Source organism: Streptomyces sp. NPDC085927, from assembly GCF_044540975.1.
In the GTDB taxonomy this organism is placed as follows: domain Bacteria; phylum Actinomycetota; class Actinomycetes; order Streptomycetales; family Streptomycetaceae; genus Streptomyces; species Streptomyces hirsutus.
In genome coordinates this window covers 213,969-239,966 of sequence record NZ_JBITSN010000005.1, presented here as the reverse complement: position 1 = coordinate 239,966, position 25,998 = coordinate 213,969, and the positions used below count along the sequence as shown (strand labels likewise).

The window sequence follows — 25,998 nt, the reverse complement described above, 5'->3', positions numbered from 1 at the left end:
CACATGACTCCTCGTCACCAGCGTTCCCTCGGCCGCCGGAAGGTCCTCTTCGCCCTCGGCGGGGCGGCCGTGGCCGTGCCCGCCGCCACCGCGCTCGCCCCCCACGCCCTCGCGGAGACGTCCCCGGACACGCAGGCCGTGGCGGCCGCCGCGGCCTCTCTCCCGCTGACGATCGTCAACAACAGTGGCTCCTTCGGCAACGCGAACGTCCACCTCTACGTCGTGGGCAATCAGGACGGACGTCAGGTGCGGCTCACCCCCGACGGCACTGCGGCCCCGGTCTCCCTGTCGGACAACGGCGCCGACGGCTTCACCGACTACGCGATCAGTCTGGCCGGCAGTGGCGAGACCCGGCTGTCCCTGCCGTACATGTCCGGCCGCATCTACGTGGCCCTCGGCCAGAAGCTCAAGTTCAAGGCCGTCGCGGACGGCAACGGCAACGCGGCGTTGCAGTACCCGGCCGGCTGGGTCGCCTCGGACCCCAACCACGGTGTGCTGCACGACTGCGCGGAGTTCACCCACAACTCCGCCGGCATGTTCTGCAACACCACGATGGTCGACATGTTCAGCGTGCCGATGAACATCCGGCTCACCGGTTCCAAGGAGCAGTCCACGGGCGTGTTCCGGGACGGGGGCCGCAGCGCCGTGTTCGCCGCGCTCAGGCAGGTGGAGGCGTTCTCGCGGCTCGTCGTGGACGACACCCGGATCATCGCACCGGGCCACGGCCTGGACGCGGGTCTGTTCGCCAAGGACTACCTCGCGCCGTACATCGACGAGGTGTGGAGCACCTACACCGGACGTGACCTCAAGGTCACCACCAACGCCGGTGCCTTCACCGGCCGGGTGCGCGGCGACCGGTTCACCTTCGACGGACCCGCCCAGGTCTCCTTCGGCAGGCCGTCCACCCGGGACGTCCTCTTCTGCGACGGGGCGCTCGCCGCCCCGAACGACGGCACGACCGGCCCGGTCGCCGCCGTGCTCGGCGCCGGCTTCAACCGTTCGACGCTGCTCAGCCACCCCGACCAGCCGACCACCGACGCCTCGGCCTTCTACCGGACCGAGCTCACCAACCACTACTCCAAGGCCGTGCACACGGCCACGGAGGACGGCAAGGCGTACGGCTTCGCCTTCGACGACGTCGCCGACTTCGCCTCGTACATCCAGGACACGGCCCCCACGGGCGTGCGCCTGACGCTGTCACCCTTCTGAAGCCGGCCCCGAAAGCCCTGAAGGGCCACAGGACGGACGGTGCCTCTTCCCGCCCGCGGTGCACCGCGGGCGGGAAGAGGCACCGTCGAGGACACCGGGACCGCGGGACGTGACACCGGCGCACCCGCGAGGGTCGCCCTGCCGCCGCGGGCAGGTTTTCCGCGGGCCGGGGAAGGTACTCCTGCACCTGAGGAGCGGCCCTTCAGGCGGCGCCCCCGTGTTCCGGATGCACTTCGGGCTCCCGCGTTGAATGGTGATACCGGACCCGATGACCGCACCGGGGCCGCTACAGCCATCCGGACCCGAGGAGTCAGAGATGTCGACGTCCCAGCCCGAGGAGTCCCGGCCGTCCGAGGAACGCACCACCCCGGACGGCCTGCTCCACGCCCGTACCGGTACCGATGTGTCGCCGGAGGATCTCGTCCTTGCCTCCGGCAAGGATCTCACCCCGCAGAATCTCGAATGGGCCAGGCGCAAGCTGGCGGAGGAGGGACCCGCCGCACTGGACAAGCTCCTCCCCTGACCCCTGACCCCTGACCCTTGGCCCCGGCTCCGGCCCTTGCCCGGCTCTTCCCGTCCCCGGCCCTCACTCCGGCCCGTCCGTGGCCGCGCCCTTCGGGGCGTCCTGCCCCGGCATCGGCGCGATCCTGACCCGGAGGTCGCCGATCGTGTGCGGGGGCCAGGCACGGGCGTAGCCGGGCGGGGTTCCGCGGGGGCCGACGAGCGTGGCCACGGGAACGCGGTCCGCGGTGCTCAGTATCTCCGCCACCGTGGTGTTCTCGTTGTTCCCGCCCGTCCCGCCGGAGGAGCAGCCGGTGTAATAGGCCACGGGGATCGCTTCGTGACCGGTGATCAGGCAGGGCGGGCGGACGCCGAGCCGGTGCAGTTCGCCGGCGGTGCGGGCCCAGTCCCGGCGGCTGTCGGTGTTGCGGTCCACGGTGTGCGTCAGGACGGCCAGCTGTACGGCCAGATGGCCGGCCAGCGCGAGCGCGACCAGTGACGTCACGACCGGCCGCCACGTCCCGGCCGGTGTCCTGACCAGGTGCCACAGCGCGTCGGCGACGGGGATCGCGAGCAGGGCGTAGGCGGGCTGGAGGAAGCGGGGGGCCGCGTACCCGATCATGAAGAGGTACGGGAGGGCGGCCGTGGCGGCGCAGGCCAGCGGCAGCGCGGTGCGCAGGGCGCGCCGGGCCCGTACGGCGACGACCAGCGCGAGGACGGCCAGGAGCGGCAGGGCGAACCACCAGAGGGTGATCACCGGATGGGGCATCGTCCCCGTGCACGGGCGGCACAGACCCCGCCCGCCCAGGCTGCGCAGTTGGTCGTCGACGGCGATCTGCAGGCCGAGCCCGCCCTGGACGCGGGAGGCCTCGGCCAGCCGCTCCCCCAGGCCGCCGTACCAGGCGTAGGCCTCGGCCACCCATTCGGCCGCGCCCACCGCGAGGCCCGCCGCGAGTGCGGTCAAAAGGCGGAGGTGCCGGCCTGCCAGGGCGAGGACCAGTAGGGGGATCGTCACCCATACGGCGTCGGTGGGCCTCATCAGCGCCATCAGCACGGCTCCCGCCGCGACGCCCCACAGCGCCCCGCGCGCCGAGCGGTCCGCGTGGTACCGCAGGAAGCAGCCGACGGCGGTCAGGGCGCCGATCGCGACCCACTGGTTGGGCATGGCCTGGGGACCGTAGAAGAGGGTCACCCACAAGGACGCGAAGAAGGCGCCGGCGGTGACCAGGACCCGGGTGGGGAACAGGCCGCGCCAGGCGCGCAGCGCCAGGTACAGGCCCAGGCCGGACAGGAGGGCGAGGTAGACGCGCAGCAGCGCGGTGGACTCCGACCAGGAGGCCACGGGCGCCACCAGGAGGGAGACGCCCCGGGCGCGCGGGGCGCTGAAGAAGGCGGCCGGGTGGTGGGAGGTGACCTGGCTGACGTAGACGATCTCGTCCCAGCCGAGTCCCAGCGCAGGACGGACGAGGACGAGCTGGGCGACGGTGAAGACGGCGGCCAGGACCGCGAGCGGTGCGGCGCCGTCCGTGGAACGCGGCACGCCCGGCGAGGACGTGCGTGCGCGTACGCGTCGCCGTCCCGCGGCGAGAAGGGCACCCTTGTCGTCGGCCATCGTCCGTCCCTCGTCCCGTGTGCCGCCGCTCCTGCCGGTCACTTGCGCGCAAACAGAAACAAATTAACCCGCCGGGCGCGCAGGGGCAGGCGGGGACGAGGACCGCGGTCACCGCTCGCCCGGTTCCCGGGGTTCTCCGGTGAGTTCGGCGAGGTCCGTCACGACCCGGTCGGCGCCGTGGGCGTAGAGCGCGGCCGACCGGCCGACGCGGTCCACGCCGACGACGTAGCCGAAGCGGCCGGCGCGGCCCGCGTCCATGCCGGCCAGCGCGTCCTCGAACACGGCGGCCCTTCCGGGCGGGACGCCGAGATCCCGGGCGGCGGCGAGGAAGGTGTCGGGGCGCGGCTTGCCGGGGAGGCCGCGTTCCGCGGCGACCACACCGTCCACGCGGGCGTCGAAGAGGTGCTCGGCGCCGAGGGCGCGCAGCACGTCCCGGCAGTTGGCGCTGGCGGAGACGACCCCGGTGCGCAGGCCGTCGGCGCGGGCCGCCTCGATGTAGCGCAGCGTGCCGTCGTAGGCCTCCACTCCGCCGCTGCGGATCCTTTCCAGGAACAGCTCGTTCTTGCGGCGGGCGAGCCCGTGCACGGTCGCGGCGCCGGGCGGATCGTCCGGCGTGCCCTGGGGCAGGTCGACGCCGCGGGAGGCGAGGAAGGTGCGTACGCCGTCGGTCCGCGGGCGGCCGTCCACGTACTCGGCGTAGTCGGCGTCGGTGAACGGCCGGAAGTCCGCGCCGTCCCGCTCGCGCAGGAAGGCGTCGAACGCCTGCTTCCAGGCCGCCTCGTGGACCGCGGCGGTCCTGGAGATGACACCGTCGAGGTCGAAGAGGCAGGCCAGGATGTTCTCGGGCAGACCCAGATCCGTCATACCGGACATGGTCTCGCGTCCCGGCGGACAGCACGCGGCGAGGAGCGGGCGGCGACGGGACCGCGGGCGCCGTCCGGGGGCGGGCGGGAGTGACACACTCTCCCCTGTGGTGCCGACCTTCGACGATCTCCTCCACCGCGCCCGGGCCCTCGGCCGGGACGGCCGACGCGCGCTGCTCGGCATCGCGGGCGGCCCCGGAGCGGGGAAGTCCACGCTCGCCGGGGAGCTGGTGCGGGCTCTGAACGGCGCCGGGGAGCCATGGGTCGCGCACGTCCCGATGGACGGCTTCCACCTCGCCGACGCCGAACTGGACCGGCTCGGCCGCCGGGACCGCAAGGGCACCCCGGACACCTTCGACGCGGCCGGGTACGCGGCCCTGTTGCGGCGGCTGCGCGAGGAGACGTACGGGGACGTCGTGTACGCGCCCGGTTTCGAACGGGAACTGGAGCAGCCCCTCGCGGGAGCCGTTCCGGTGCCGCCGACGGCCCGGCTGGTGGTGACGGAGGGGAACTATCTACTGCTGGACACCGGTGCGTGGGCGCGGGTGCGGCCGCAGCTCGACGAGGTCTGGTTCTGCGAGCTGGACGAGGAGGAGCGGGTACGGCGGCTGGTGGCCCGGCACGTGGAGTTCGGCAAGCCTCAGGACGAGGCGGTGGCCTGGGTCGCGCGCTCGGACGGGCCCAACGCCGAACTGGTCGCGCGGACCCGGCACCGCGCGGACCTCGTGGTCCCGGCGTCGGCCGTGCCGCGTGTGCGCCGCTGACGGGCGGACCTCCCGTGCGCCGTCGGGGTGGGACGGCCGGCGGTCCGGTGGGCCTCCCCTCTCCCGCAACCATGCGGCATCACCCGTATCGCTCCCCCTGTTCGCCACGCTGCGTGAGCTAAATTGAACCCTCGTGGGAGACGAAGGAGGCACCCCGGTGCCATCGCCGCAGCAGGCACGCGCACAGGCATCCGCGATCATCTCGGGGAAGGCGGGCGAGGAGACGGAAGCGTCCCCGACGTCCCAGCTCCGCACGCTGTTCGACCGGCCCCGGCTCTCCCCCGGCCAGCGGCGCATCGCCCGGTACCTGATCGAGCACCTCACCGAGGCGGCGTTCCTGTCGATCACGGACCTCGCCGAGCGGGTCGGGGTGAGCCAGCCCTCGGTGACCCGGTTCGCCTCGGTGGTCGGTTTCAGCGGCTACCCCGCGTTGCGGGAGAAGCTCCAGGCGATCGCGCTCGGCACGCTTCCCGGCGGGCCCGCGGAGGAGAACCGGGGCAACGAGTTGCAGGCGGCGGTGGACGCCGAGATCGAGAATCTGGAGAACCTGCGGCGGGACTTCGCCGGTCCCGACCGGGTCGTCGAGACCGGCCGCGGGCTGGCGGCGTCCGCGCCGCTGACCGTCCTCGGGCTGCGCATCTCCGTCTCCCTGGCCGAGTACTTCGCCTACGCCGCCCGTCGTATCCACCCGGACGTCCGGCTGGTGACCCGCGGCGGCAGCGTCGCCTACGACGCACTGCTGCAGTCACGGGAGGCCGGCGGCACGTGGGTGCTGGCGTTCTCCATGCCGCGGCACGCCCAGGAGACCCTGACGGCGGTGCGGGTCGCCCGGAGCGCCGGGCTGAAGGTCGCGCTGATCACCGACCTGGCGCTGGGCCCCCTCGCGGACGAGGCCGACGTCACCTTCGCCACCGGTACCGGGTCACGCCTGGTGTTCGACTCGTACGCGGCTCCGGGCGTGATGTGCGCGGCGCTGCTCCAGGCCATGACGGACGCGGACCCGGAGCGGACGCAGGCCCGGCTCGACGAGTACGAGCAGGTCGCCGACCAGCACCAGTTCTTTCTCAGGGACTGATCCCTCGCGGGGTCCGCTCCCCGCCGGCGCCGTCAAGCGGGCCTTCCCCTTCGAAGCACGCATGAATGTTTTCATACGCCTTGCAAACCACATCGCATATATAAATACTGCTGACGGATCACGACATGTCCACTGCGGACAGTGATCCGCACCCATCCCGCCATCACCCGCTCCGCCCGGAAGCCGACGGTCCGCCCCTGCGCAGCCAGACACCTCCGCAGCGGATGACGCCCGCCCCGGCCGGACACCCGCACGAACGCCCGAACCCGCCGGCTCCCGCCCGCTCCGACGGCCGCGCCGGACCAGAGCCGTCCCACCCGTCGCCCTCCCCAGCGACGCAGCACACCCGGAAGCGATGATCATGACCGTGACCTCCACGCGCCTCAGTCCGGACTGGCCCTGCCAGGTCAAGGCACCCGGCAGCTACGACTGGGAACGCTCGGCGGCCAAGTGGCTGCGCGAGCTGGTACCGGCGCGCTACGCGAGCTACCCCGCGTTCCTCCGGCACCCCGTCCTGCTGGCGCGGCACGCCCAGATCCAGGTCGAGCACGAGATCCGAGTGGCGCGCACCGCCCTGCAGACGGCACGGGCCGACCTGCCCCGGCTCGGCCTGCACGAAGGGGTCATCGAGCACACGATCAAGCTGTACGCGGCCGAGGTCATGCAGTTGCAGCACATCGCGCGCAGCGTGCGCGCGGTCACGCGGGCCCTGGTGGAATCGGGACGCTGACCGGTCGGGACGCGCCGGGCGGGCCTCACCCCGTACGGGACTCCAGCGCACGGCGGGTGTCGTCGCCGTAGACGCCGCTCTCGTCGCCCTGGACGCCGTACCAGAGCTGGAACCGGGCGACGGCCGCGGACAGGGCGGCGTCGTAGCGGCCGCTGGTGGTGCCGTCGCGGTAGACGTCCGGGATGCGCAGCAGGCGTTCCTGGAGTTCGGCCACTTCGGGGCCCGAGTCGCCCTCGCCGAGGAATCCGGTGGCGGCCGGGGCCCGCCGGGGCGGCGCGGCGGGCTCGGCCGCGGGCGGGCTCGCGGTGGGGCGGGGGTCCGGCACGGCCCGGTCACCGGCGGGCTGCCTCAGGAGCAGGACCGCGCCACCGAAACCCAGTACCGCCGCCGCGGCCAGGGCGATCGCCACGGCGGCCCGCCGCTTCGCGGGACTGTGCGGGGACGGACGCACGGGGGTGTGCGAGGGCCGGCCGGGCACCGTGCTGTCGTACGAGGGGCCTTGGGACGCACGGCGGCCGGGTGGCCTGCGCCCGGCTGCTGGACCGTGCTGCGTGAAGTTCTCGTCCGCGGGGCCGGGCGCGGTCGCCGGCGGCCGGGCGGGCGGTTCGGGGGCGACCGACGGGAACTCCTGGGTCTCGTCCTCCGGGCCGGTCCCCGGCCGGGGCAGGGTGACGGACTCGTAGCCCTCGCGCTCCTCCCGTTCGAACTCCCTGAACAGTTCGGCGAGCGCGTCCGTGCGGCGCGGGCGCAGGACGCGGACGGGCTCGAGGGGCGGGCCGCCGTGCGGCTGCCCGGGGTCGGACGGCGTCGGCACGCTGCTCTCCTTCCGCTGCGCACGAGGGCGGAGCCGCCCACGGGAAGAGATACGCGCCCAGGGGGGCGGGAGTTCAGCAGGCGGCGCGCAGAAAACGGTGCAGGGAAGCCGTCATGGCGGACACGAAGGACTCCTGGGACACCGTGTCCAGGGCGTCGAGGGACAAGTACGGGTTCAGGTCCTCCAACTCGACCAGCAGCAGTTCGCCGTCCGGGGCGCGGCAGGCGTCGACCCGCTGGATGCCGTGGTCGAGGGTGTTCCAGTCGACGAAGCTCCGGGCGAACTCCAGGTCGCGCGCGGTGACTTCGTACGGTTCCAGGTGCCAGCGCCGGTCGGGGTCCGGGGCGTACAGGGCGTACTGGAGGTCGTGGTCGACGAAGTAGAAGGAGACCTCGTACGCGAAGTCGATGTGCGGTTGCACCAGGACGTCGCCGTCGATGAACTCCCGCACGGCGTCCCCGGAGACGACACGCAGCCCCACCGAGTCGGCACCGAGCCTGGGTTTGACCACGTACCGGTCCGCCGCGGGCAGCAGTCGCAGGTCCTCGGCGCGGTCGACGGTGGGGATCACCGGCCGCCCGGCGGCGCTCAGTTCGAGCAGGTACTGCTTGCCCGCCATGTCGCCCCGGCCGGTGAGCGGGTTGTAGACCGGCTTCCCGGCCTCCGTGGCCCGCCGGCGGAAGGCTTCGTAGGCCTCCGGGTAGGTCAGCACCGGACCGCTGTTGCGGACGACCACGGCGTCGAAGCCGTCCAGCAGCGCGGCGGCGTCCCGCGGATGACAGAGCGCCAGGTCGAAGTCGGCGCGCAGCCTGGAGGTGAGCCGGACGTCCTCGTCGCCGTAGCGGCGCCCGCGGGCCGGATACGTCAGGTCGGTGACGTACAGGAGGCGGGGACGGGTACGGGCGGGCGCCATGCGGGACTCCTCGGGGAACGAGAGAAGCCTGATCATATGAATGATCCGCCGGCATCGAAACAGCCCGGGAACGCGGTGGATGCAAAGGAGGGATACTGAGTGCCTTTACGGGTGGCACTGAGTGCCATACGCTGTCGCTGTGCACGGTGGCACACGACACACCGGGTACGTGCGTGCCGGGCATCGTGCACGCGGGATGGCGGCCGAGTGCAGGGAGTTGACCAGCGTGTACCACCACTCAGGAAGCGTGGCTCAGCAGGCAGCCGGCGCCACGACGGGCCTGCTCGAACCCCAGGGCGCGAACGGCGCGGAGGCCATGGCCTTCCAGCGGTGCACATGGTGCGGCACCGCGATGTACCACCGGCTGCTGTGCCCCGTCTGTCAGGGCAGCGACCTGCGCACGGAGCACAGCGCGGGCGTCGGCACGGTCCGTCACTCCACGACGCTGCACCGCAATACGCCGGCCGCCCGGAACGTGTCCCTGATCGAGATGGCCGAGGGCTTCGTCGTCCGCGGCCGGGTCATGGGACCGCCCATCGGCATCCACAGCGGGGACCGGGTACGGCTGTCCACGGCCAAGGACCCGGTGCGCGGCGAGCCGGTCTTCCAGCTCGTCGACGAGCCCTACCGCGCCTGGACCTGACCGGCCGCCCGGAACCGGTCCGGGCGGCCGGAGTCCGCTCGCCCGAGTTCAGCCGGCCGGAGTTCGGTCGGCCCGAGTTCAGCCGACCCGAGTTCAGTCGACCCGAGTTCAGTCGGCCAGTGTGACGCGGATACCGACGGTACCCTCGCGGCCCCGGCGCAACCGGCTGCCGAGCAGCGTCAGCCGGCCCGACAGACCGTACTTGCGGGCGATCAGCTCGCGGTAGCGGGCGGTGGCGGCCGCATCGCAGATCTCCGCGGTGGCCGGGACCTGACCGCCGGTCGGACGGCCGCGCACGTCGCAGGGGCCGACCAGGACGTCGGCGCGGGCCCGGATCCGCTTGACCTTCCAGGAGTCGGCGGCGGTCCAGACCCCGAGCGCGTTCCCGTCCCGCACCACCCACACCGGGGTGGCCACCGGCGTACCGTTCCTCCGGTAGCTGGTGACCAGCAGGTACTTTCCCGCTCCGAGCCGTTCGAGCAACGCGTCGTCCATACCCGGCAGTCTAATGTCCGGTCACCCCCTCCTGCCCGTCGTGGACGCCGCCCCCTGCGCACGCCGGGCCGCTCGGCACGCAGGCCGGCACCTCTTGCACATCGGATCGCTCCGGCGGTGAACACCGCGGGGCCCGCGTCCGTATGGACTGGGGGCACTCGACTCAGGGGAGGCCCCGTGGTGTTCGCACCGCGCTGCTCTGGTTCGGGAGTCATGCATGAGGCACGCACGACGACGGGTCGTCCGGCGAGTGACACGGCTGGCGGCCGTCGGCGGACTCCTCCTCGGAGCGACGATGGTGACCCGCGCCGTCGCGAGTGAGCCCCCGGCGCCGGCCCCGGTTCCGTACGCCGCGTCCGAGGAGGACACCGGCCCCGGCTCCGCCCTCGTGGCGCGGCTCGGCGCCTCCCGCACCGCGGGCAGCTGGCTCGGCGAGGACGGGCGAACGGTCGTCGCGGTCACCGACGAGAGGGCGGCGGCCGAGGTGCGGGAGGCCGGCGCCGACCCGAAGACGGTGCGCCACAGCATGCGCGACCTGAAGTCGGCCACGAAGACGCTGGGTTCGGCACCGCGCGTGCCGGGGACGGCCTGGGCCATGGACTACCGGTCCAACGAGGTGGTGGTCCGCGGCGACAGCACGGTGTCCGCGGACGACTGGTCCGACCTGACCCGGGCGGCGAAGGGCGCCGGTGACTTCGTCCGCATGGAGCGCACCGAGGGCACCTTCACCACGCGGATCAACGGGGCGGAGCCCATCCTGTCGACCGCCGGGCGCTGTTCCGCGGGATTCAACGTGACCGACGGCACGAGTGAGTTCATCCTCACGGCCGGGCACTGCGGGCCGGACGGATCGGTCTGGTTCGCCGACGACGGGGGCAGGAAGAAGGTCGGCACCACGGTCGGCGGCAGCTTCCCCGGCGACGACTACTCCCTGATCGAGTACGACGGCGGCCGGGCCGGCGAAGGCGCCGGTGTCGTGTCGGTCGGCAACGGCCAGGGCGTCCGGATCACCGGCGTGGGCGACCCCACCGTCGGCCAGCGGGTCTTCCGCAGCGGCAGCACGAGCGGGCTGCGCGACGGGGAGGTGACGGCGCTCAACGCGACGGTGAACTATCCGGAGGGCACGGTCAGCGGCCTCATCGAGACCAATGTGTGCGCCGAACCCGGCGACAGCGGCGGCCCGATGTTCTCCGAGGGCATCGCGCTCGGGGTGACGTCGGGCGGCAGCGGCGACTGCCGGCAGGCGGGCGGCACGACGTTCTTCCAGCCGGTCACGAAGGCACTGGCGCAGCTGAAGGTGGACCTCCTGGTGGCCCCGGAGGCCGGGGGCGACGCGGACACGGCCGCTCCCGCCCCGTCGGCGGGAGCGGCGGCGGCCCCGGACGCCGCGTCGCCGGGTTCGCCGGCGGCGGGGATCAACGCGTCGACGCTGCTGTCCCGCCTGGCCGATCCCCGGAACGTGGGACCCGGGATGCTGGTCATCGGCGGCAGCCTGATGGCCCTCGTGGCGACCCGCTGGATCCGCGCGGAGCAGGACCGCAAGGCGTACCAGCGGTACTACTCGGCGACATGGAGCTGAGCCGGGCGCTGGTACCGGCTCCGGCTCCGGTACCAGCGCGCGGGTGCCGGAGCCCGGGTGCCGGAGCCCAGGTGCCGGTGAGGAGGCTCACACGTGACACGGGTGGCCCGGGCCACGAGGACGGCATACGCGCCCCGGGCCGGAGAGCCGGGCCGGCGATGCGGCCGGGACCAGCGCCCGGACCAAGGCCGGGGCGTGCGACGGGACGAGCGGAAGGAGGGAGGCGAGGATGACGGGCGGTGGGGCCTGTGCGGCGCCTCAGGCCGCCTCGGCCCGCTCCGGAAGGGCCTCGGCCCACTCCTGGACGAGACGCTGGTACTCCGCGCGCTGCTCGCCGCTCAGTGTCCCGCCCGACCGGAGCCACAGGGCCCGGATCTCCTCGTTGACCTCGGCAGCCGATCGCTCGGATGAAGGTTCAAGAGTGGTGGACATGTTGTGAAGCATAGGGCCACCGGCGTGAAAGCCGCGTGAGTAATCACGAGTCAATCGGACATACCGGACAGTGTCACTGATCACGTCCATCTGCCATGGAACGTGGGCGAGTTCACATTCCCGGGCTTCCCAGGACGCCCCTCCCGGCCTCCCGGACCCCTCCCCGGCCGGCGCGGCCCGCGGATGACGGCGGGCGCGAGAACCTCGCGCGGTCCGCGAGCCGGCGGAGCCTCCCGACGGCATGGGCGAACCGTCCGGTGTCGGACAAGTTCCCCCGTACGGAGGGCTGTTGCGGCATCGTGTTACCCGGCCCTCCGAAGGGCACCGAGGACGCGGTCGCCGACCGGAAGGACTTCCCGGCGTTCAGCTTCCCGATCACCCCCTGCGCGGCCGACGCGGGTGCGTCGCGGACCGGCCTCGTTCCCCCCAGTGAAAGGGCACGCGTTCCATGACGTTCTCGCTCGGCATCGTCGGCGCCGGCCAGTTCTCCGGCCAGCTCGCCACCCTCTTCCAGGCGCATCCCGGCGTCGGCGACATCCATGTCACCGACCTGCTGCCCGAACGGGCCCGGCGGCTCGCCGCCGCGCAGGGACTCGCCGGCACCTTCCCGTCGTACGAGGCCATGCTGGAGTCGCCGGAGATCGACGCGGTCGCGATCTTCACCCAGCGCTGGACCCACGGCCCCCTGGTGCTCCAGGGTCTCGACGCGGGCAAGCACGTGTACTCGGCGGTCCCCATGGCGATCCGTACGGAGGAGATCGCGGCGATCATCGACGCGGTCGAGGCGACCGGTCTGACGTACATGATGGGCGAGACCAGCCAGTACCACCCGGCGACGGTCCACGCCCGCGACCGGATCGCCGAAGGCGCCTTCGGGCGGCTGTTCTACGCCGAGGGCGACTACGTCCACGACATGGACCTCGGCTTCTACGAGGCGTACCGGTACAGCGGCGGCGACGACTGGAAGGCCACCGCCAGCTATCCCCCGATGCTGTACCCGACGCACGCGGTGGGCGGGGTGCTGGGTGCCTGGCAAACGCACGCGGTCGGCGTCTCCGCGATCGGCGTCAGGGACGAACGCGGGGACGGCGTCTTCGACAAGGAGATCAGCCGGTTCGACAACGACTTCTCCAACGCCACGGCCCTGTTCGAGGTGGCGGGCGGCGGCGCGTTCCGCACGAACGAGTTCCGGCGGGTCGGCTATCCCTCGCACATCAGGGAATCGCGGTTCCGGTTCTTCGGTACGGAGGCGAGCATGGAGCAGCTCGCCACGGTCGCGCTGTGGCAGGACAAGAGCGGCGTGCAGGACATCAGCGAGCTGCTGCAGCCCAAGGAGACCCTCTCCCCCGACGACCCGTCCCTCCAGCACGTGGCGCCGGAGCTGCGCTCCGCCTTCACCTCGGGATCGGCGGCGGTGCACGACCGGACGCGGCTCCCCCGCGCGTTCGACCTGCTGCCCAACGGCCACGAAGGCAGCCACCACTACCTCGTGGACGACTTCGTGACCGCCGTGAACACCCGCACCCTGCCCTCGGTGAACGCGTGGGTCGCCGCCCGCTACACCCTGCCCGGCATCGTCGCCCACCAGTCGGCGCTGCGGGGCGGCACCAGGCTGGAGATCCCGGACTTCGGGGACGCGCCACAGAGGTGACCACCGGTCACCACGGCAGGCGGGCGGGCCGTCAGCGGTACCCCGTGACGTCCGCCGGCTTGCCCGGGTCCTGGACCTCGACGAGGTAGCGCCAGGCGTCCGGGCGGCTGCCGTCGAGGTCGGTGAAACCGTACTCCCGGGCGAGACCCCCGCTGGAGAGGGAGGTGCCGTTGAAGCGGGACACCCGCGGGTCGGCGGCGAGCGCGGCGACGGCCCGTCCCACGTAGCGCGGGGTCTCCGAGATGGCGAAGTGGGGGACGCGGGTCAGGGCGTCCTGCCAGTTGTCCTCCCTCACCCCGAACTCGTCGAGCATGATCTCCGAGCGGAGCCAGCCCGGGGTCAGCGCGACCGCCGTGGCACCGCGCGGGCCGAGTTCGTGGCCGAGGGCGAAGGCCATGCGCAGGACGGCCGTCTTGGCCAGGTCGTAGAAGAAGGAGACGCGGTAGGTGTCACGGTTGTAGTCCGCGGTGCCGTCGGTGACCTCCACGACCAGGCCGCCGGGGCGGCGCAGCAGCAGCGGCAGGGCGTGGTGGCTGGTGACGGCGTGCGTGTCCACCGCGAGCCGCAGCAGGCGCAGCCCCTTGTCGAGGTCGTGCTCCCAGACGGGGGCGTTCCAGTCGAAGAGCTTCTCGCCGCCCCAGATGTCGTTGACGAGGACGTCGAGGCGGCCCTGTTCGGCGGCGATGCGGTCGACGAGGGCCCTGACCTGGGCGGGGTCCAGGTGGTCGGTGGGGACGGCGATGCCCCGTCCGCCTGCCTCGGTGACCAGGTCGGCGGTGTCCTCGATGGTCTCGGGGCGGTCGTACTCGGAGCGCCCGGTGCGGGTGCTGCGTCCGGTGACGTAGACGGTGGCGCCCGCCGCGCCCAGTTCGACGGCGATGCCCCGTCCGGCTCCCCGGGTCGCTCCCGCGACCAGTGCGACCTTGTTCTGCGACGACCCTGTGGTCGACTCCGGCATGTCCGGCCTCCCGTCACGCGTGACAGCGATCTGCTGTCGCTACGAGAGTGACGGGTAAGCCGGACATCCTCTGTCACCTTTTCCCGGTGATCGCCCGGCCGGACGTGACCGGGCGATCACCGGAGCGGCCTCAGTGACCGCGGGCGATCCACTCCTCGAGGTGCGGGGCCTCCGCGCCGATGGTGGTCGAGTCGCCGTGGCCGGTGCGGACCTTGGTCTCCGGCGGGAGCGTGAGCAGCCGCTCCCGGATCGAGTCGACGATCGTCGGGAAGTGGGAGAACGAGCGGCCGGTGGCGCCGGGACCGCCCTGGAACAGGGTGTCCCCGGTGAACACGGTGGCGAGCCCGGGATCGTACAGGCAGACCGCGCCGGGCGCGTGCCCCGGCGTGTGCAGCACCGTGAGGTCGGCGCCGGCCGCCTCGATCACCTGGCCGTCGACCAGCCAGGCGTCGGGGTCGCGGTCCGGGTGGGTCTGCTTCCACAGCGGCAGGTCGTCGTGGTGCAGCCAGATGGTGGCCCCGGTGCGGTCGGCGAGGGCCGGCGCGGCGTCGATGTGGTCGTTGTGGGCGTGCGTGCACACGATCGCCTTCAGGCGGCGGTCGCCCACGGCCTCGGCGATGGCGTCGGCGTCGTGGGCGGCGTCGATGACGATCACCTCGTGGTCGTCGCCGACGATCCACACGTTGTTGTCGACGTCCCAGGTACCGCCGTCGAGGCTGAACTGCCCCGAGGTGACCAGGTGTTCGATGCGGGCGGTCATCAGAGCACCACCACCGAGCGCAGCACGTCGCCGTGGTGCATCCGCTCGAAGGCCTTCTCGACCTCGTCGAGCCGGATCGTCTCGGTCACGAACGCCCCGAGGTCCAGGCGTCCTTGCTGGTGCAGGTCGATCAGCATGGGGAAGTCGCGCGAGGGCAGGCAGTCGCCGTACCAGGACGACTTCAGGGAGCCGCCGCGGCCGAACACGTCGGCGAGCGGCAGTTCGAGCTTCATCTCCGGGGTGGGCACGCCGACGAGGACGACGGTGCCGGCCAGGTCACGGGCGTAGAAGGCCTGTTCGTACGTCTCGGGGCGGCCCACGGCCTCGATGACGACGTCGGCGCCGAAGCCGCCGGTGAGTTCGCGGATCGCCTCGACCGGGTCGCTCGTACGGGAGTTGACGGTGTGGGTGGCCCCCATGGAGCGGGCGGTCTCCAGCTTGCGGTCGTCGATGTCGACGGCGATGATCCGCGCCGCTCCGGCGAGCCGGGAACCGGCGATGGCCGCGTCCCCGACGCCGCCGCAGCCGATGACGGCGACGGAGTCGCCCCGGCCGACGTTGCCGGTGTTGATCGCGGCGCCGATGCCCGCCATGACGCCGCAGCCGAGCAGTCCGGCGACCTGCGGGGAGACGGCGGGGTCGACCTTGGTGCACTGTCCGGCGGCGACGAGCGTCTTCTCGGCGAAGGCTCCGATGCCGAGCGCCGGGGAGAGTTCGGTGCCGTCGGTGAGGGTCATCCGCTGCTTCGCGTTGTGCGTGTCGAAGCAGTACCAGGGGCGTCCGCGCAGACAGGCGCGGCACGTGCCGCACACCGCGCGCCAGTTGAGGACGACGAAGTCACCGGGGGCGACCTCGGTGACATCATCGCCCACCGACTCCACGACGCCCGCGGCCTCGTGGCCGAGGAGGAAGGGGAAGTCGTCGTTGATGCCACCCTGCTTGTAGTGCAGGTCGGTGTGGCACACCCCGCAGGCCTGGATGCGGACGACCGCCTCACCCGGCCCCGGGTCGGGTACGACGATCGTCTCGATGCGTACCGGCTCGTCCTTGCCCGGTGCGATCACGCCGCGTACTTCCTGCGCCATGGTGCTGGCTCCTTCGTCTCCCGGTGGTACGTCCTCCCGACCCTACGCGACCTGCGCGGGACCCGGCCGGTGGGCTCCACGGCAGGTCGGAGCGTGCTGACCGGGCGGCGGGCCGGCCCGTGAGAGCGGGCCCGGCGGGCCGGGGGCGGGCCGCGGCGACGTAGCCTGAGCTCTCCGCCCGACGCCGAGGGAGCGACGTGAGCATCGCAGCGCAGAAGTCCGGCCCGCCCGCCTGGCGGGCGCTCCTCGGTTACGTACGGCCGCACCGGTGGGCCCTGCTGGGCGGCGCCTCGCTGTCCCTGCTGACGGGGGCGACCGGCCTGATGCTGCCGCTGGTCGCCCGCGATCTCATCGACGACCTGTCCGACGACCGGGCCATCACCGGTGCGCTGGTGCTGATGTCGGTCCTCGTCATAGCCAACGCCGCGCTGGGCGCGCTGGGTTCGTACGTGCTGCGGCGCACCGCCGAGTCGGTGGTGCTGGGGGCGCGGCGCTCGTTGTCGTCGTATCTGCTGCGGCTGCGGATCACGGCCGTGGACCGCAGTGAGCCGGGTGACCTGATGGCCCGCATCACCTCCGACACCACGCTGCTGCGGGAGGTCACCACGAACTCGCTGGTGGGCCTCGGCACGGGCGGCCTGACGCTGATCGCGACCATCGCCCTGATGGGTTTCGTCGATCCGGTGCTGCTGGGGGTCACCCTGGCCGTGATCGTGGGCGCCGGAACGGTCCTCACGCTGATCGTGCCGCACATCAGCCGGGCCAGCCGGCAGGCGCAGGACGCGGTCGGCGTGATGGGGGCCTCGCTGGAGCGGGTGCTGGGCGCGCTGCGCACGGTGAAGGCGTCCGGTGCCGAGCCGCGGGAGGAGCGCGCGCTGCACGAGGCGGCCGAGGAGTCCTGGCGGCAGAGCGTGCGGGCCGCCAAGTGGTCGGCGGCGGCGGGCAACACGGCGGGGCTCGCGATGCAGGTCGCGTTCATCACGGTGCTCGCGGTGGGCGGGGCCCGGGTGGCGACGGGCGCCATCGACATCGGCACGCTGGTGGCGTTCCTGCTGTTCGTCTTCTACCTCATGATGCCGATCCAGAGTGTCGTGGGCGCGATCACGCAGTACCAGACGGGCAGCGCCGCTCTGGCCCGGATCCAGGAGGCGCTGCGGCTGCCCGCCGAGCCTGCCGCCGGGCCCGCGGCCCTGCCCGCGCCGGGTGCCGCGCCCGCCGCGCTCGCCTTCGAGGACGTGCGTTTCCGTTACGCGGACGATCTGCCGTACGTGCACCACGGGGTGACGTTCACCGTGCCCGCGCAGGGCATGACCGCGTTCGTCGGCCCGTCCGGCGCGGGCAAGACCACCGTCTTCTCCCTCATCGAGCGCTTCTACGACCCGGATTCCGGGACGATCACCCTGGACGGGCGGGATCTGGCCGACTGGGATCTGTCGCGGCTGCGGTCCTCGATCGGCTACGTGGAGCAGGACGCGCCCGTCCTGTCGGGTTCCCTGCGCGACAACCTGCTGCTCGGGAACCGGGAGGCGGACGACGACGAGGTGGCGCGGGTGGTGAAGACGACCCGGCTCGACGGTCTGGTGGCCAGGCTCCCCGAGGGGCTCGGCACACTGGTCGGGCACCGTGGCACCAAGCTGTCCGGCGGGGAGCGCCAGCGGGTCGCGATCGCCCGCGCGCTGCTGCGCCGTCCCCGGCTGCTGCTGCTCGACGAGGCCACCTCGCAGCTCGACGCGGTGAACGAGGCGGCGCTGCGCGACACCGTCGCCGACGTGGCCCGGACGACGACGGTGCTGGTGGTCGCCCACCGGCTGTCGACGGTGACGACGGCAGACCGGATCGTGGTGATGGACGCGGGCCGGGTCCGCGCGGTCGGCACGCACCGGGAACTGGTGACCGCCGATCCGCTGTACGCGGAGCTGGCGGCGACGCAGTTCCTGACCACCGGCGGATGACTCCTCCCGGGCGGCCGGTGCGCGCCGCCCGGGGCGGTGCGGGAGGGCGCGGCCGGCAGGTCCGGACGGCGGAGGCTGTCCGGTTCGAACGGAGCGCGCGGGCCGGGCTTGCCGTACCCGGCGGGCGGGGGGAGGCTCGTAGGTGAGGCCCGGCGTGGCCCGCTCCGGACCGGGCCGAGGCCCTCGAAGGAGGTCATCATGGCAACCTCGGCAGCACCCCGCTTCGGCACCGACGCACTGCGCCGGGGGCTCGAGGCCCCGACGGCCGCCCCCCTGACGGCGCTCTACGCGGACGACGCCGAGCTGCGCATCGTGGACCGCAACACCCAGCCCAGCCGCCCTATGGTCCTGCACGGCCGGGACGAGATCTCCGCCATGCTCGACGACGTCTACAGCCGTGACATGACGCACCAATTGGAGCGGTGCGTCGTCCAGGACGACCAGGCCGCCTTCAGCGAGAGCTGTGTGTACCCGGACGGGGTGCGGGTGTACTCGGAGTCGATGGTCTCGCTGCGGGACGGAAGGATCACCGAACAGACGATGATCCAGGCCTGGGACGAGTGAGCGATCCGGTTCGGCCGGGCGCCGGGGAACACAGGACACGGCCGGACACCCGGGCTCCGGCCGTGAGCTCGGGTGCCGACGCCGATGCCTGCGTCGGTACCCGCGGAACCATGTCCTGCACACACCGGACGGTCGTGACCGATCAGCACTCAACGGATCCGTGCCGCACCACTCGCCGTCCTCCAGGACCGGTCATAGAGTGACCTTCGTCACCCCCAAGGTCCGCCGACACTCCGTATCCGCCCGCACGGTCTCTGGAGAGCACATGACTCGTATCTCGGTGAAAGTGGACGGCACGGCGTACGAGGACGAGGTGGAACCCCGTCTGCTGCTGGTTCATTATCTGCGCGACCGGCTCGGTCTGACCGGTACCCCGGTCGGCTGCGACACCTCGAGCTGCGGCGCCTGCACGGTCGAACTGGACGGCGCGAGCGTGAAGAGCTGCTCGGTACTGGCCGTCCAGGCCGACGGGAGCGAGGTGACCACCGTCCAGGGTCTGGCCCGGGACGGCGAGTGGACGCCGCTGCAGCGGGCCTTCCACGAGCAGCACGCGCTGCAGTGCGGCTACTGCACCCCCGGGATGATCATGGCAGCGCGTGATCTGCTGCGCGAGAACCCGGACCCCGATGCGGACGAGGTGCGCGAGGCCCTCGAGGGCAACATGTGCCGCTGCACCGGTTATCAGAACATCGTCCGCGCGGTGCTCGCCGCCGCCGCGTCGGAGGAGGTCACGGCATGACGGATCAGAGCACAGACCCGGACACCGGGCAGCGCGCCGAGCGGGAGGTGGGCCGGGGCCGGCTCCGCAAGGAGGACGCCCGGCTGGTCACCGGGCAGACCACCTGGACCGACAACATCTCCGTCACCGGGCTGCTGCACATCGCGTTCCTGCGCAGCCCCATGGCGCACGCCCGCATCGAGCGGGTCGACGTCTCCCCCGCCCTCGAACGCCCCGGCGTGGTCGCCGCGTTCAGTGGCCGTGACCTGGCCGAGGGGCTCGGTTCGCTGCCCTGCGCCTGGCCGGTCACCGAGGACATCGTGCTGCCGGACCATCCGCCGGTCGCGGTCGACGAGGTGCGGCACGCGGGTGACCCGGTGGCGGTCGTGGTGGCCCGCGACCGGTACGCGGCGGCCGACGCGCTGGAGGCGGTCGAGGTCGACTACGAGCCGCTGCCCCCGGTGCTCGACCTGGAGGCGGCGCTCGCCGAGGGCGCCCCGCTGGTCCACTCGGACAAGGGCACCAACCGCAGCTACGTGTGGCCGCTGAAGACGGGCGAGGACTACGGGACGGTCAAGCGGCGTGCCGACGTGGTCGTCGCCCGCCGCTTCCACCAGCAGCGCCTGATCGCGAACGCGATGGAGCCGCGCGCGGTCGTCGTCACCCCGCTCGCCGCCTCCGGCGAGTACACGGTCTACTCGGCGACCCAGGTCCCGCACATCCTTCGGGTGATGCTGGCGATGGTCACGGGGATCCCCGAACAGAAGCTGCGGGTGGTCGCCCCGGACGTGGGCGGCGGGTTCGGCTCCAAGCTCCAGGTGTACGGCGAGGAGGCCGTCGCGCTGGAGGTGGCCCGGCGGCTGGGCCGGCCGGTGAAGTGGACCGAGTCCCGCTCCGAGGGCTACCTGGCCACGCACCAGGGCCGCGGCATGATCCAGGACATCGAGGTCGCCGCCACCGCCGAGGGCCGGCTGCTCGGCCTGAAGGTCGACCTGCTCGCCGACATGGGCGCCTATCTGATGCTGGTCACACCCGGCATCCCGATCCTCGGCGCCTTCATGTATCCGGCGATCTACAAGATGGACGCCTACGACTTCACCTGTACGGGTGTGTTCACGACGAAGACGCCGACGGACGCGTACCGCGGCGCCGGGCGCCCGGAGGCCACGTTCGCCATCGAACGGATCATGGACGAGCTGGCGGCCGAGCTCGGCATCGACCCCGTCGAGGTGCGGCGCCGGAACTGGATCCGGCACGAGGAGTTCCCGTACGACTCGATCGCGGGCCTGACGTACGACAGCGGCAACTACGAGGCGGCCACCGAGAAGGCGCTCGCGCTGTTCGGCTACGACGACCTGCGCGCCGAGCAGCAGAAACGCAACGAGCGCGGCGACACCGTACGGCTCGGCATCGGCGTCTCGACGTACACCGAGATGTGCGGGCTCGCCCCGAGCCGGGTGCTGCGGGACCTGCGGTACGCGGCCGGCGGCTGGGAGGCGGCGAGCATCCGCATGCTGCCCACCGGCAAGGTCGAGGTGATCACCGGCACCAGCCCGCACGGGCAGGGGCATGTGACGAGCTGGAGCCAGATCACCGCCGACGTGCTGGGCGTGCCGTTCGAGGACATCGAGGTGGTGCACGGCGACACCAGGGCCGCCCCGCAGGGCATGGACACGTACGGCTCGCGGTCCCTCGTGGTCGGCGGGTCGGCGGTGCACCACGCGGCCGAGAAGGTGGTGCAGAAGGCCCGCCGGGTCGCCGCGCACCTGCTGGAGGCGAACGAGAACGACCTGGACTTCACCGACGGCGTGTTCACCGTCAAGGGCTCCCCCGAGGCCCGGAAGACGATCCAGGAGATCGCGTTCGAGACGTTCACCTCGCACGACGTGCCCGACGGCATGGAACCCACCATCAACGCCGACCAGGTGCTCGACCCGGAGAACTTCTCGTACCCGCACGGCACGCATCTGTGCGCCGTCGAGGTCGACACGGAGACCGGGCAGACCCGGATCCGCTCCTACGTCTGCGTCGACGACGTGGGCCGGGTGATCAACCCGGTGATCGTGGAGGGCCAGGTGCACGGCGGCCTCGCCCAGGGCATCGCGCAGGCGCTGTACGAGGAGGCCGTGTACGACGACGAGGGCAACCTGGTCACGGGCACGATGGCCGACTACCTGGTCCCGGTGGCCGGTGATCTGCCGGAGTTCGTCACGGAGCGGACCGAGACACCGGCGACCTCCAACCCGCTGGGCGTCAAGGGCGTCGGCGAGGCGGGGACGATCGCCTCGACGCCCGCCGTGGTCGGCGCGATCGTGGACGCGCTGCGGCCGCTCGGGGTGAACGACGTGACGATGCCCTGCACGCCCGAGCGGGTGTGGCGGGCAGTGCACTCGGCGAAGGAGGCCTCCGCATGATCCCCCCGGCATTCGACTACGCCCGGCCCACCAGCCTCGACGAGGCGCTGCGCGTGCTCGCCGACGGCGGTGAGGACGCGAAGGTGCTGGCCGGCGGGCAGAGCCTGCTGCCGCTGCTCAGGCTGCGGCTGGCCTTCCCGGAACTGGTGGTGGACGTCGGCCGCGTCCCCGGGCTGCGCGGGGTGCGCGAGGACGGCGACACGCTCGTCATCGGCGCGATGACCACGCACCACGAGGTCGTCCGCGACCCGCTCGTGCGCCGGCACGCCGGGCTGCTGGCCGCCGCCACCCGCACGGTCGCCGACCCCGCCGTACGGCACCGGGGCACCTTCGGCGGCTCGCTGGCGCACGCGGACCCGGCGGCGGACCTGCCCGCGGCGGTGCTCGCCATGGACGGTGAGCTGGTCGTCGCGGGTCCCGGCGGCCGGCGCACGGTCCCGGCCCGTGAGTTCTTCGTCAACTATCTGGAGACGGTGCTGGAGCCCGACGAGTTGCTGGTCGAGGTGCGGGTGCCGAAGGCGGACGGCTGGGGCTTCCACTACGAGAAGTTCCAGCGGGTGGCACAGTCCTACGCGATCGTCGGTGTGGCGGCCCTGGTGCGCCGCGACAACGGGCGGATCACCGAGGCGCGGATCGGGCTGGTCAACATGGGCGCGACCCCGCTGCGGGCGACGGCGGCCGAGCAGGCCCTGGCCGGCTGCGACGGCACGCCGGCCGTGGCACGGGCCGCGCAGTCGGCGACGGACGGCACCCAGCCGCCCCGGGACACCTCGGGATCGCCCGAGTACCGGGCGCACCTGGCGCAGGTGCTCACCCGGCGGGCGGTGCTGACCGCGGCCGGAATGGGGTGAGGCCGATCAGCGGCGCGACGGGGGGCGACGGGCCGGGGCCCGGCGGACCGGACGAGGTGGCTGCCGGGCCGGGAACGGGCGGGCCGGGCCGGGCGGCTTCCGGGCCGGACGAGGTACGGGCCCGCCTGGAGGCGACGGGGTATCTCGTCGACGACGGGCTGGCCATGGCCTGCTTCCTCGCCCTGAAGCTGCACCGGCCGGTGTTCTGCGAGGGCGACCCGGGCGTCGGCAAGACCGCGCTGGCGGCCGCCCTCGCCGAGGCACTGGACGCTCCGCTGATCCGGCTCCAGTGCCATGAGGGCATCGACGCATCCCAGGCCCTCTACGACTGGGACTTCCCCCGTCAGCTGCTGCATCTGCGGGCCGCCGAGGCGACCGGGATCACGGACGCCGACCGGCTGGAGGGCGAGCTGTACGACCGCCGCTTCCTGATCGCCCGGCCCCTGCTGCGCGCCCTTCAGACGCAGCCGTGCGTGCTGCTCGTCGACGAGATCGACCGGGCCGACGACGAGTTCGAGGCGTTCCTGCTGGAGCTGCTGTCGGAGTTCTCGGTGACGATCCCGGAGCTGGGCACCGTACGGGCCGAGGTGCCCCCGGTGGTCGTGCTGACGTCGAACCGCACCCGGGAGGTGCACGACGCGCTCAAGCGGCGCTGTCTGTATCACTGGTTCGGCCATCCGGACTTCGCCCGCGAGCTGGCCATCGTCCGGCGCCGGCTGCCCGGGGTGTCGGCGCGGCTGGCCGAGCAGGTGACCGCGCTGGTGCAGGCGCTGCGTACGCAGGACCTGCTCAAGCCGCCGGGGGTGGCCGAGACCATCGACTGGGCGCAGGCCCTGGACGCGCTCGGGGCGAGCGAGGTCGACGCGGACCTCGCCGTCGCGACGCTGGGGTCGGCGCTGAAGTACCGGGAGGACACCGAGCGGGCGCGTGGACTCGACCTGACGGCGGTACTCGCCGCACGAGGGACGTGACGGACATGGCGGACGTGACCGGCGGGGCCGCGCGGGGGCGCCGGGCGCCGGGCGAGGAGCGGGACGTGCGGGACGACGGCGTACGGACGGAGGACGTGCGGGCCGGTGACCCGCCCGAAGCGGTCGCGGTGCTTCTCGGGTTCGCCCGCGCCCTGCGCGCTGCGGGCGTCGACGCGAGCGCGGAGCGGGTGCACACGTTCCTGCGCGCGGTGGACGCCCTGCGGCCCGGACCGCGGACGGACGTGTACTGGGCGGGGCGGCTGACCCTGTGCGCCGGACCGGACGACCTGGAGCGCTACGACCGGGTCTTCGCCGCGTACTTCGGCGCCGGCGAGCCCGGCGGACCACCGGCACCGGCCGCTCCCCGCCCGCGGCAGCGGCTCGTGGTGCGCGACGCCGCGGGCCGCCGTGCGGGCGGCACGGAGGAGGAGCGTCCGGGGCCGCCCCTGGCCGCGCGGGCCAGTTCCACCGAGACGCTCCGCCACCGTGACCTCGCGGACCTGGCCGCCGCCGAGCGGGAGCAGGTGAGGCGGCTGCTGGCGGCGCTGGCGCCGCGCGGCGAGGTCCGGCGCACGGCACGGCGCCGGCCCGCCCGGCGCGGCGACGTGGATCCGCGCCGGACCGTGCGGGAGCTGCTGCGGCGGGGCGGCGAACCGGCCCGGCTGCGGCGCCGGGCCCGGGCCGAACGGCCACGCCGTCTGGTGCTGCTCGTCGACGTCAGCGGGTCGATGGCGCCGTACGCGGACGCGCTGCTGCGCTTCGCGCACGCCGCCGTACGGGGCCGGACGGCGGAGGTGTTCACGATCGGCACCCGGCTGACCCGGGTGACCCGGGAGCTGTCCCACCGGGACCCCGACCCGGCCCTGAGCGCGGCCTGGGCCGCGGTGCCCGACTGGCGTGGCGGGACCAGGCTCGGTGTGCTGCTGCGGGAGTTCCTCGACCGCTGGGGGCAGCGGGGCATGGCCCGCGGCGCCGTGGTGGTGCTGCTGTCGGACGGCTGGGAACGGGGCGACCCCGAGCTCCTCGCGGCCCAGATGCGCCGCCTGCACCGGCTGGCCCACCGGGTGATCTGGGCCAACCCGCTCAAGGCACGCCCCGGTTACGCCCCGCTGGCAGCGGGGATGGCGGCGGCGCTGCCGAGCGTGGACGCGTTCGTCGAGGGCCACAGTCTGGCCGCCCTGGAGAACCTGGCGGCGGTGGTACGGGGTGCCCAGCCCGACCGGGCCTCCCCCGGCCGGGCTGCCGCATCCGCCCCGGCCGCCGTCCCCCGGGAAGGAGCCCGCCGTGCGTGACATCCTCCCGGCGCTCACCGGCTGGTACGCCGCGGGCCGGCCGTTCGGCCTCGCCACCGTGGTCGGCGTGAGCCGCAGCACACCGCGTGATCCGGGCGCGGCGATGGCCGTGGGGCCGGACGACGAGGTGGTGGGCAGTGTGTCCGGGGGGTGCGTCGAGGGCGCGGTGTTCGAGCTGGCCCGGGAGGTCGTCGGAGACGGCGACGCCCGGCTGGAGACTTTCGGCTACAGCGACGACGACGCCTTCGCGGTCGGCCTGACCTGCGGTGGCGAGATCACCCTGCTCGTGCGCCCGGTGACGCCGGAGCGGGACCCGGCGTTCGGTGCCGTCGCGGAGTCGGTCGCCGCGGGCGAGCCGGTGACCGTGGCGACGGTGACCGACGGTCCCGCGCCGCGCGGGGCCACGCTGGCCGTGTGGCGGGACCGGCTGGCGGGCACCCTGGGGACGGCCGGCCTGGACGCGGCGGTCACCGCCGACGCGCGCGGCGAACTCGCCCTCGGCGCCACGGGGCTGCGCCACTACGGGCCCCGGGGGCAGCGCCGGGAGGACGCGGTGAGCGTGTTCCTGCAGTCCTTCGCACCGCCGCCGCGCATGCTGGTCTTCGGGGCGATCGACTACGCGGCGGCCGTGGCCCGGATCGGCGCCTTCCTCGGCTACCGGGTCACCGTCTGCGACGCCCGCCCCGTGTTCGCCACGCCCCGCCGCTTCCCGGAGGGCGTCGAGGTGGTCGTGGACTGGCCGCACCGGTATCTGCAGGGCACGGAGACCGACGAACGCACGGTGATCTGCGTCCTCACCCACGACCCGAAGTTCGATGTGCCGCTGCTCCTGGAGGCACTGCGCCGGCCGGCCGCCTACATCGGCGCGATGGGCAGCCGCCGCACCCACACGGACCGGAGGGACCGGCTGGTCGAGGCCGGGCTCACCGGGGACGAGCTGTCCCGGCTGCGCTCACCGGTCGGGCTCGACCTCGGGGCCCGTACGCCCGAGGAGGTGGCGGTGTCGGTGGCCGCGGAGATCGTCGCGCTGCGCTGGGGCGGCACTGGCGCACCGCTGTCCGCGACCGAGGGAGCGGTCCATCCGCCCGTGCCCACGTCCTGAACGCCCTGGAGCCGGGCCTTGTCGAGCCCCCGGTCCCTGCCCCTTTCCCT

The 25,998-nt window shown here is 73.2% G+C and carries 25 protein-coding genes; 16 read left to right on the top strand and 9 right to left on the bottom strand.

Translation table 11 applies throughout. The features are described 5' to 3' along the window. The first annotated feature begins 3 nt into the window (after positions 1–3). Together ACIF80_RS15660 and ACIF80_RS15655 are read left to right on the top strand one after the other, a co-directional pair. Positions 4–1,209, top strand: coding sequence for a glycoside hydrolase family 64 protein (locus ACIF80_RS15660; protein WP_399804512.1), 1,206 nt, complete (start codon positions 4–6; stop codon positions 1,207–1,209). A gap of 316 nt (positions 1,210–1,525) precedes the next feature. Beyond that, positions 1,526–1,732 carry a hypothetical protein gene (locus ACIF80_RS15655; protein WP_399804510.1) on the top strand — a complete coding sequence of 69 codons (207 nt, stop codon included), beginning with the start codon at positions 1,526–1,528 and terminating at the stop codon, positions 1,730–1,732. A 63-nt stretch (positions 1,733–1,795) separates the two neighbouring features. Here the strand turns inward: ACIF80_RS15655 and ACIF80_RS15650 are convergent, their stop codons facing one another. Further along, a complete protein-coding gene (locus tag ACIF80_RS15650; protein ID WP_399804508.1) occupies positions 1,796–3,322 on the bottom strand; it encodes a hypothetical protein in 1,527 nt (508 codons plus the stop codon). A gap of 108 nt (positions 3,323–3,430) precedes the next feature. Beyond that, positions 3,431–4,186 carry an HAD family hydrolase gene (locus ACIF80_RS15645; RefSeq protein ID WP_399804505.1) on the bottom strand — a complete coding sequence of 252 codons (756 nt, stop codon included), beginning with the start codon at positions 4,184–4,186 and terminating at the stop codon, positions 3,431–3,433. Between the two features lie 106 nt (positions 4,187–4,292). On the opposite strand from ACIF80_RS15645, the gene ACIF80_RS15640 reads away from it, so the two are divergent. The 3 genes from ACIF80_RS15640 to ACIF80_RS15630 all read left to right on the top strand — a co-directional run bounded on the left by ACIF80_RS15640 (position 4,293) and on the right by ACIF80_RS15630 (position 6,754). Next, positions 4,293–4,949 (top strand): nucleoside/nucleotide kinase family protein, encoded by a 657-nt coding sequence (locus ACIF80_RS15640; RefSeq protein ID WP_399804502.1) that lies wholly within the window; start codon positions 4,293–4,295, stop codon positions 4,947–4,949. A 157-nt stretch (positions 4,950–5,106) separates the two neighbouring features. After that, positions 5,107–6,024, top strand: a complete 918-nt coding sequence (locus ACIF80_RS15635) for a MurR/RpiR family transcriptional regulator (RefSeq protein ID WP_399804499.1) — start codon at positions 5,107–5,109, stop codon at positions 6,022–6,024. Positions 6,025–6,379: 355 nt separating this feature from the next. After that, the gene (locus ACIF80_RS15630) at positions 6,380–6,754 is read left to right on the top strand and encodes a hypothetical protein (RefSeq protein WP_176954911.1); all 375 of its coding nucleotides are present in this window, start codon (positions 6,380–6,382) and stop codon (positions 6,752–6,754) included. Between the two features lie 25 nt (positions 6,755–6,779). Here the strand turns inward: ACIF80_RS15630 and ACIF80_RS15625 are convergent, their stop codons facing one another. Further along, positions 6,780–7,568, bottom strand: a complete 789-nt coding sequence (locus ACIF80_RS15625) for a peptidoglycan-binding protein (protein ID WP_399804497.1) — start codon at positions 7,566–7,568, stop codon at positions 6,780–6,782. Between the two features lie 73 nt (positions 7,569–7,641). Next, positions 7,642–8,481, bottom strand: a complete 840-nt coding sequence (locus tag ACIF80_RS15620) for a hypothetical protein (RefSeq protein WP_399805264.1) — start codon at positions 8,479–8,481, stop codon at positions 7,642–7,644. A 226-nt stretch (positions 8,482–8,707) separates the two neighbouring features. Between ACIF80_RS15620 and ACIF80_RS15615 the strand changes: the two genes are divergently transcribed. Further along, positions 8,708–9,124 carry a Zn-ribbon domain-containing OB-fold protein gene (locus tag ACIF80_RS15615; RefSeq protein ID WP_399804494.1) on the top strand — a complete coding sequence of 139 codons (417 nt, stop codon included), beginning with the start codon at positions 8,708–8,710 and terminating at the stop codon, positions 9,122–9,124. A gap of 108 nt (positions 9,125–9,232) precedes the next feature. Here ACIF80_RS15615 and ACIF80_RS15610 read toward each other — a convergent pair whose 3' ends face one another. Next, positions 9,233–9,619, bottom strand: coding sequence for a PPOX class F420-dependent oxidoreductase (locus ACIF80_RS15610; RefSeq protein ID WP_399804491.1), 387 nt, complete (start codon positions 9,617–9,619; stop codon positions 9,233–9,235). A 217-nt stretch (positions 9,620–9,836) separates the two neighbouring features. On the opposite strand from ACIF80_RS15610, the gene ACIF80_RS15605 reads away from it, so the two are divergent. Next, positions 9,837–11,198 (top strand): S1 family peptidase, encoded by a 1,362-nt coding sequence (locus tag ACIF80_RS15605; protein WP_399804488.1) that lies wholly within the window; start codon positions 9,837–9,839, stop codon positions 11,196–11,198. A 258-nt stretch (positions 11,199–11,456) separates the two neighbouring features. Here the strand turns inward: ACIF80_RS15605 and ACIF80_RS15600 are convergent, their stop codons facing one another. After that, a complete protein-coding gene (locus ACIF80_RS15600) occupies positions 11,457–11,642 on the bottom strand; it encodes a hypothetical protein (RefSeq protein ID WP_065000297.1) in 186 nt (61 codons plus the stop codon). Between the two features lie 436 nt (positions 11,643–12,078). Between ACIF80_RS15600 and ACIF80_RS15595 the strand changes: the two genes are divergently transcribed. After that, the gene (locus tag ACIF80_RS15595) at positions 12,079–13,281 is read left to right on the top strand and encodes a Gfo/Idh/MocA family protein (protein WP_399804486.1); all 1,203 of its coding nucleotides are present in this window, start codon (positions 12,079–12,081) and stop codon (positions 13,279–13,281) included. A 31-nt stretch (positions 13,282–13,312) separates the two neighbouring features. Here ACIF80_RS15595 and ACIF80_RS15590 read toward each other — a convergent pair whose 3' ends face one another. From ACIF80_RS15590 to ACIF80_RS15580, 3 genes are all read right to left on the bottom strand, one after another. Then, on the bottom strand, positions 13,313–14,239 hold the full coding sequence (locus ACIF80_RS15590) for an SDR family oxidoreductase (protein ID WP_399804484.1): 927 nt from the start codon (positions 14,237–14,239) through the stop codon (positions 13,313–13,315). Positions 14,240–14,369: 130 nt separating this feature from the next. Then, positions 14,370–14,999 (bottom strand): MBL fold metallo-hydrolase, encoded by a 630-nt coding sequence (locus ACIF80_RS15585; protein ID WP_055595317.1) that lies wholly within the window; start codon positions 14,997–14,999, stop codon positions 14,370–14,372. Beyond that, positions 14,999–16,084 (bottom strand): S-(hydroxymethyl)mycothiol dehydrogenase, encoded by a 1,086-nt coding sequence (locus ACIF80_RS15580; protein WP_399804481.1) that lies wholly within the window; start codon positions 16,082–16,084, stop codon positions 14,999–15,001. The genes ACIF80_RS15585 and ACIF80_RS15580 overlap by 1 nt, the downstream gene beginning before the upstream one ends. 197 nt (positions 16,085–16,281) lie before the next feature. Here ACIF80_RS15580 and ACIF80_RS15575 point away from each other — a divergent pair, with 197 nt between their 5' ends. From ACIF80_RS15575 to ACIF80_RS15540, 8 genes are all read left to right on the top strand, one after another. After that, positions 16,282–18,036, top strand: coding sequence for an ABC transporter ATP-binding protein (locus tag ACIF80_RS15575; protein ID WP_399804478.1), 1,755 nt, complete (start codon positions 16,282–16,284; stop codon positions 18,034–18,036). Between the two features lie 198 nt (positions 18,037–18,234). Then, positions 18,235–18,600 carry a nuclear transport factor 2 family protein gene (locus ACIF80_RS15570; RefSeq protein ID WP_399804476.1) on the top strand — a complete coding sequence of 122 codons (366 nt, stop codon included), beginning with the start codon at positions 18,235–18,237 and terminating at the stop codon, positions 18,598–18,600. 265 nt (positions 18,601–18,865) lie between these two features. Further along, complete coding sequence (locus ACIF80_RS15565) at positions 18,866–19,339, top strand: (2Fe-2S)-binding protein (RefSeq protein WP_399804473.1); 474 nt, start codon at positions 18,866–18,868, stop codon at positions 19,337–19,339. Then, complete coding sequence (locus ACIF80_RS15560; RefSeq protein ID WP_399804470.1) at positions 19,336–21,732, top strand: xanthine dehydrogenase family protein molybdopterin-binding subunit; 2,397 nt, start codon at positions 19,336–19,338, stop codon at positions 21,730–21,732. The genes ACIF80_RS15565 and ACIF80_RS15560 overlap by 4 nt, the downstream gene beginning before the upstream one ends. Next, positions 21,729–22,583 (top strand): FAD binding domain-containing protein, encoded by an 855-nt coding sequence (locus ACIF80_RS15555; protein WP_399804467.1) that lies wholly within the window; start codon positions 21,729–21,731, stop codon positions 22,581–22,583. The genes ACIF80_RS15560 and ACIF80_RS15555 overlap by 4 nt, the downstream gene beginning before the upstream one ends. 56 nt (positions 22,584–22,639) lie before the next feature. After that, complete coding sequence (locus tag ACIF80_RS15550) at positions 22,640–23,554, top strand: AAA family ATPase (RefSeq protein WP_399804464.1); 915 nt, start codon at positions 22,640–22,642, stop codon at positions 23,552–23,554. Positions 23,555–23,559: 5 nt separating this feature from the next. Beyond that, positions 23,560–24,846, top strand: a complete 1,287-nt coding sequence (locus ACIF80_RS15545) for a VWA domain-containing protein (RefSeq protein ID WP_399804461.1) — start codon at positions 23,560–23,562, stop codon at positions 24,844–24,846. Next, the gene (locus ACIF80_RS15540) at positions 24,839–25,948 is read left to right on the top strand and encodes an XdhC family protein (RefSeq protein ID WP_399804458.1); all 1,110 of its coding nucleotides are present in this window, start codon (positions 24,839–24,841) and stop codon (positions 25,946–25,948) included. The genes ACIF80_RS15545 and ACIF80_RS15540 overlap by 8 nt, the downstream gene beginning before the upstream one ends. The last annotated feature ends 50 nt before the right edge of the window (positions 25,949–25,998 follow it).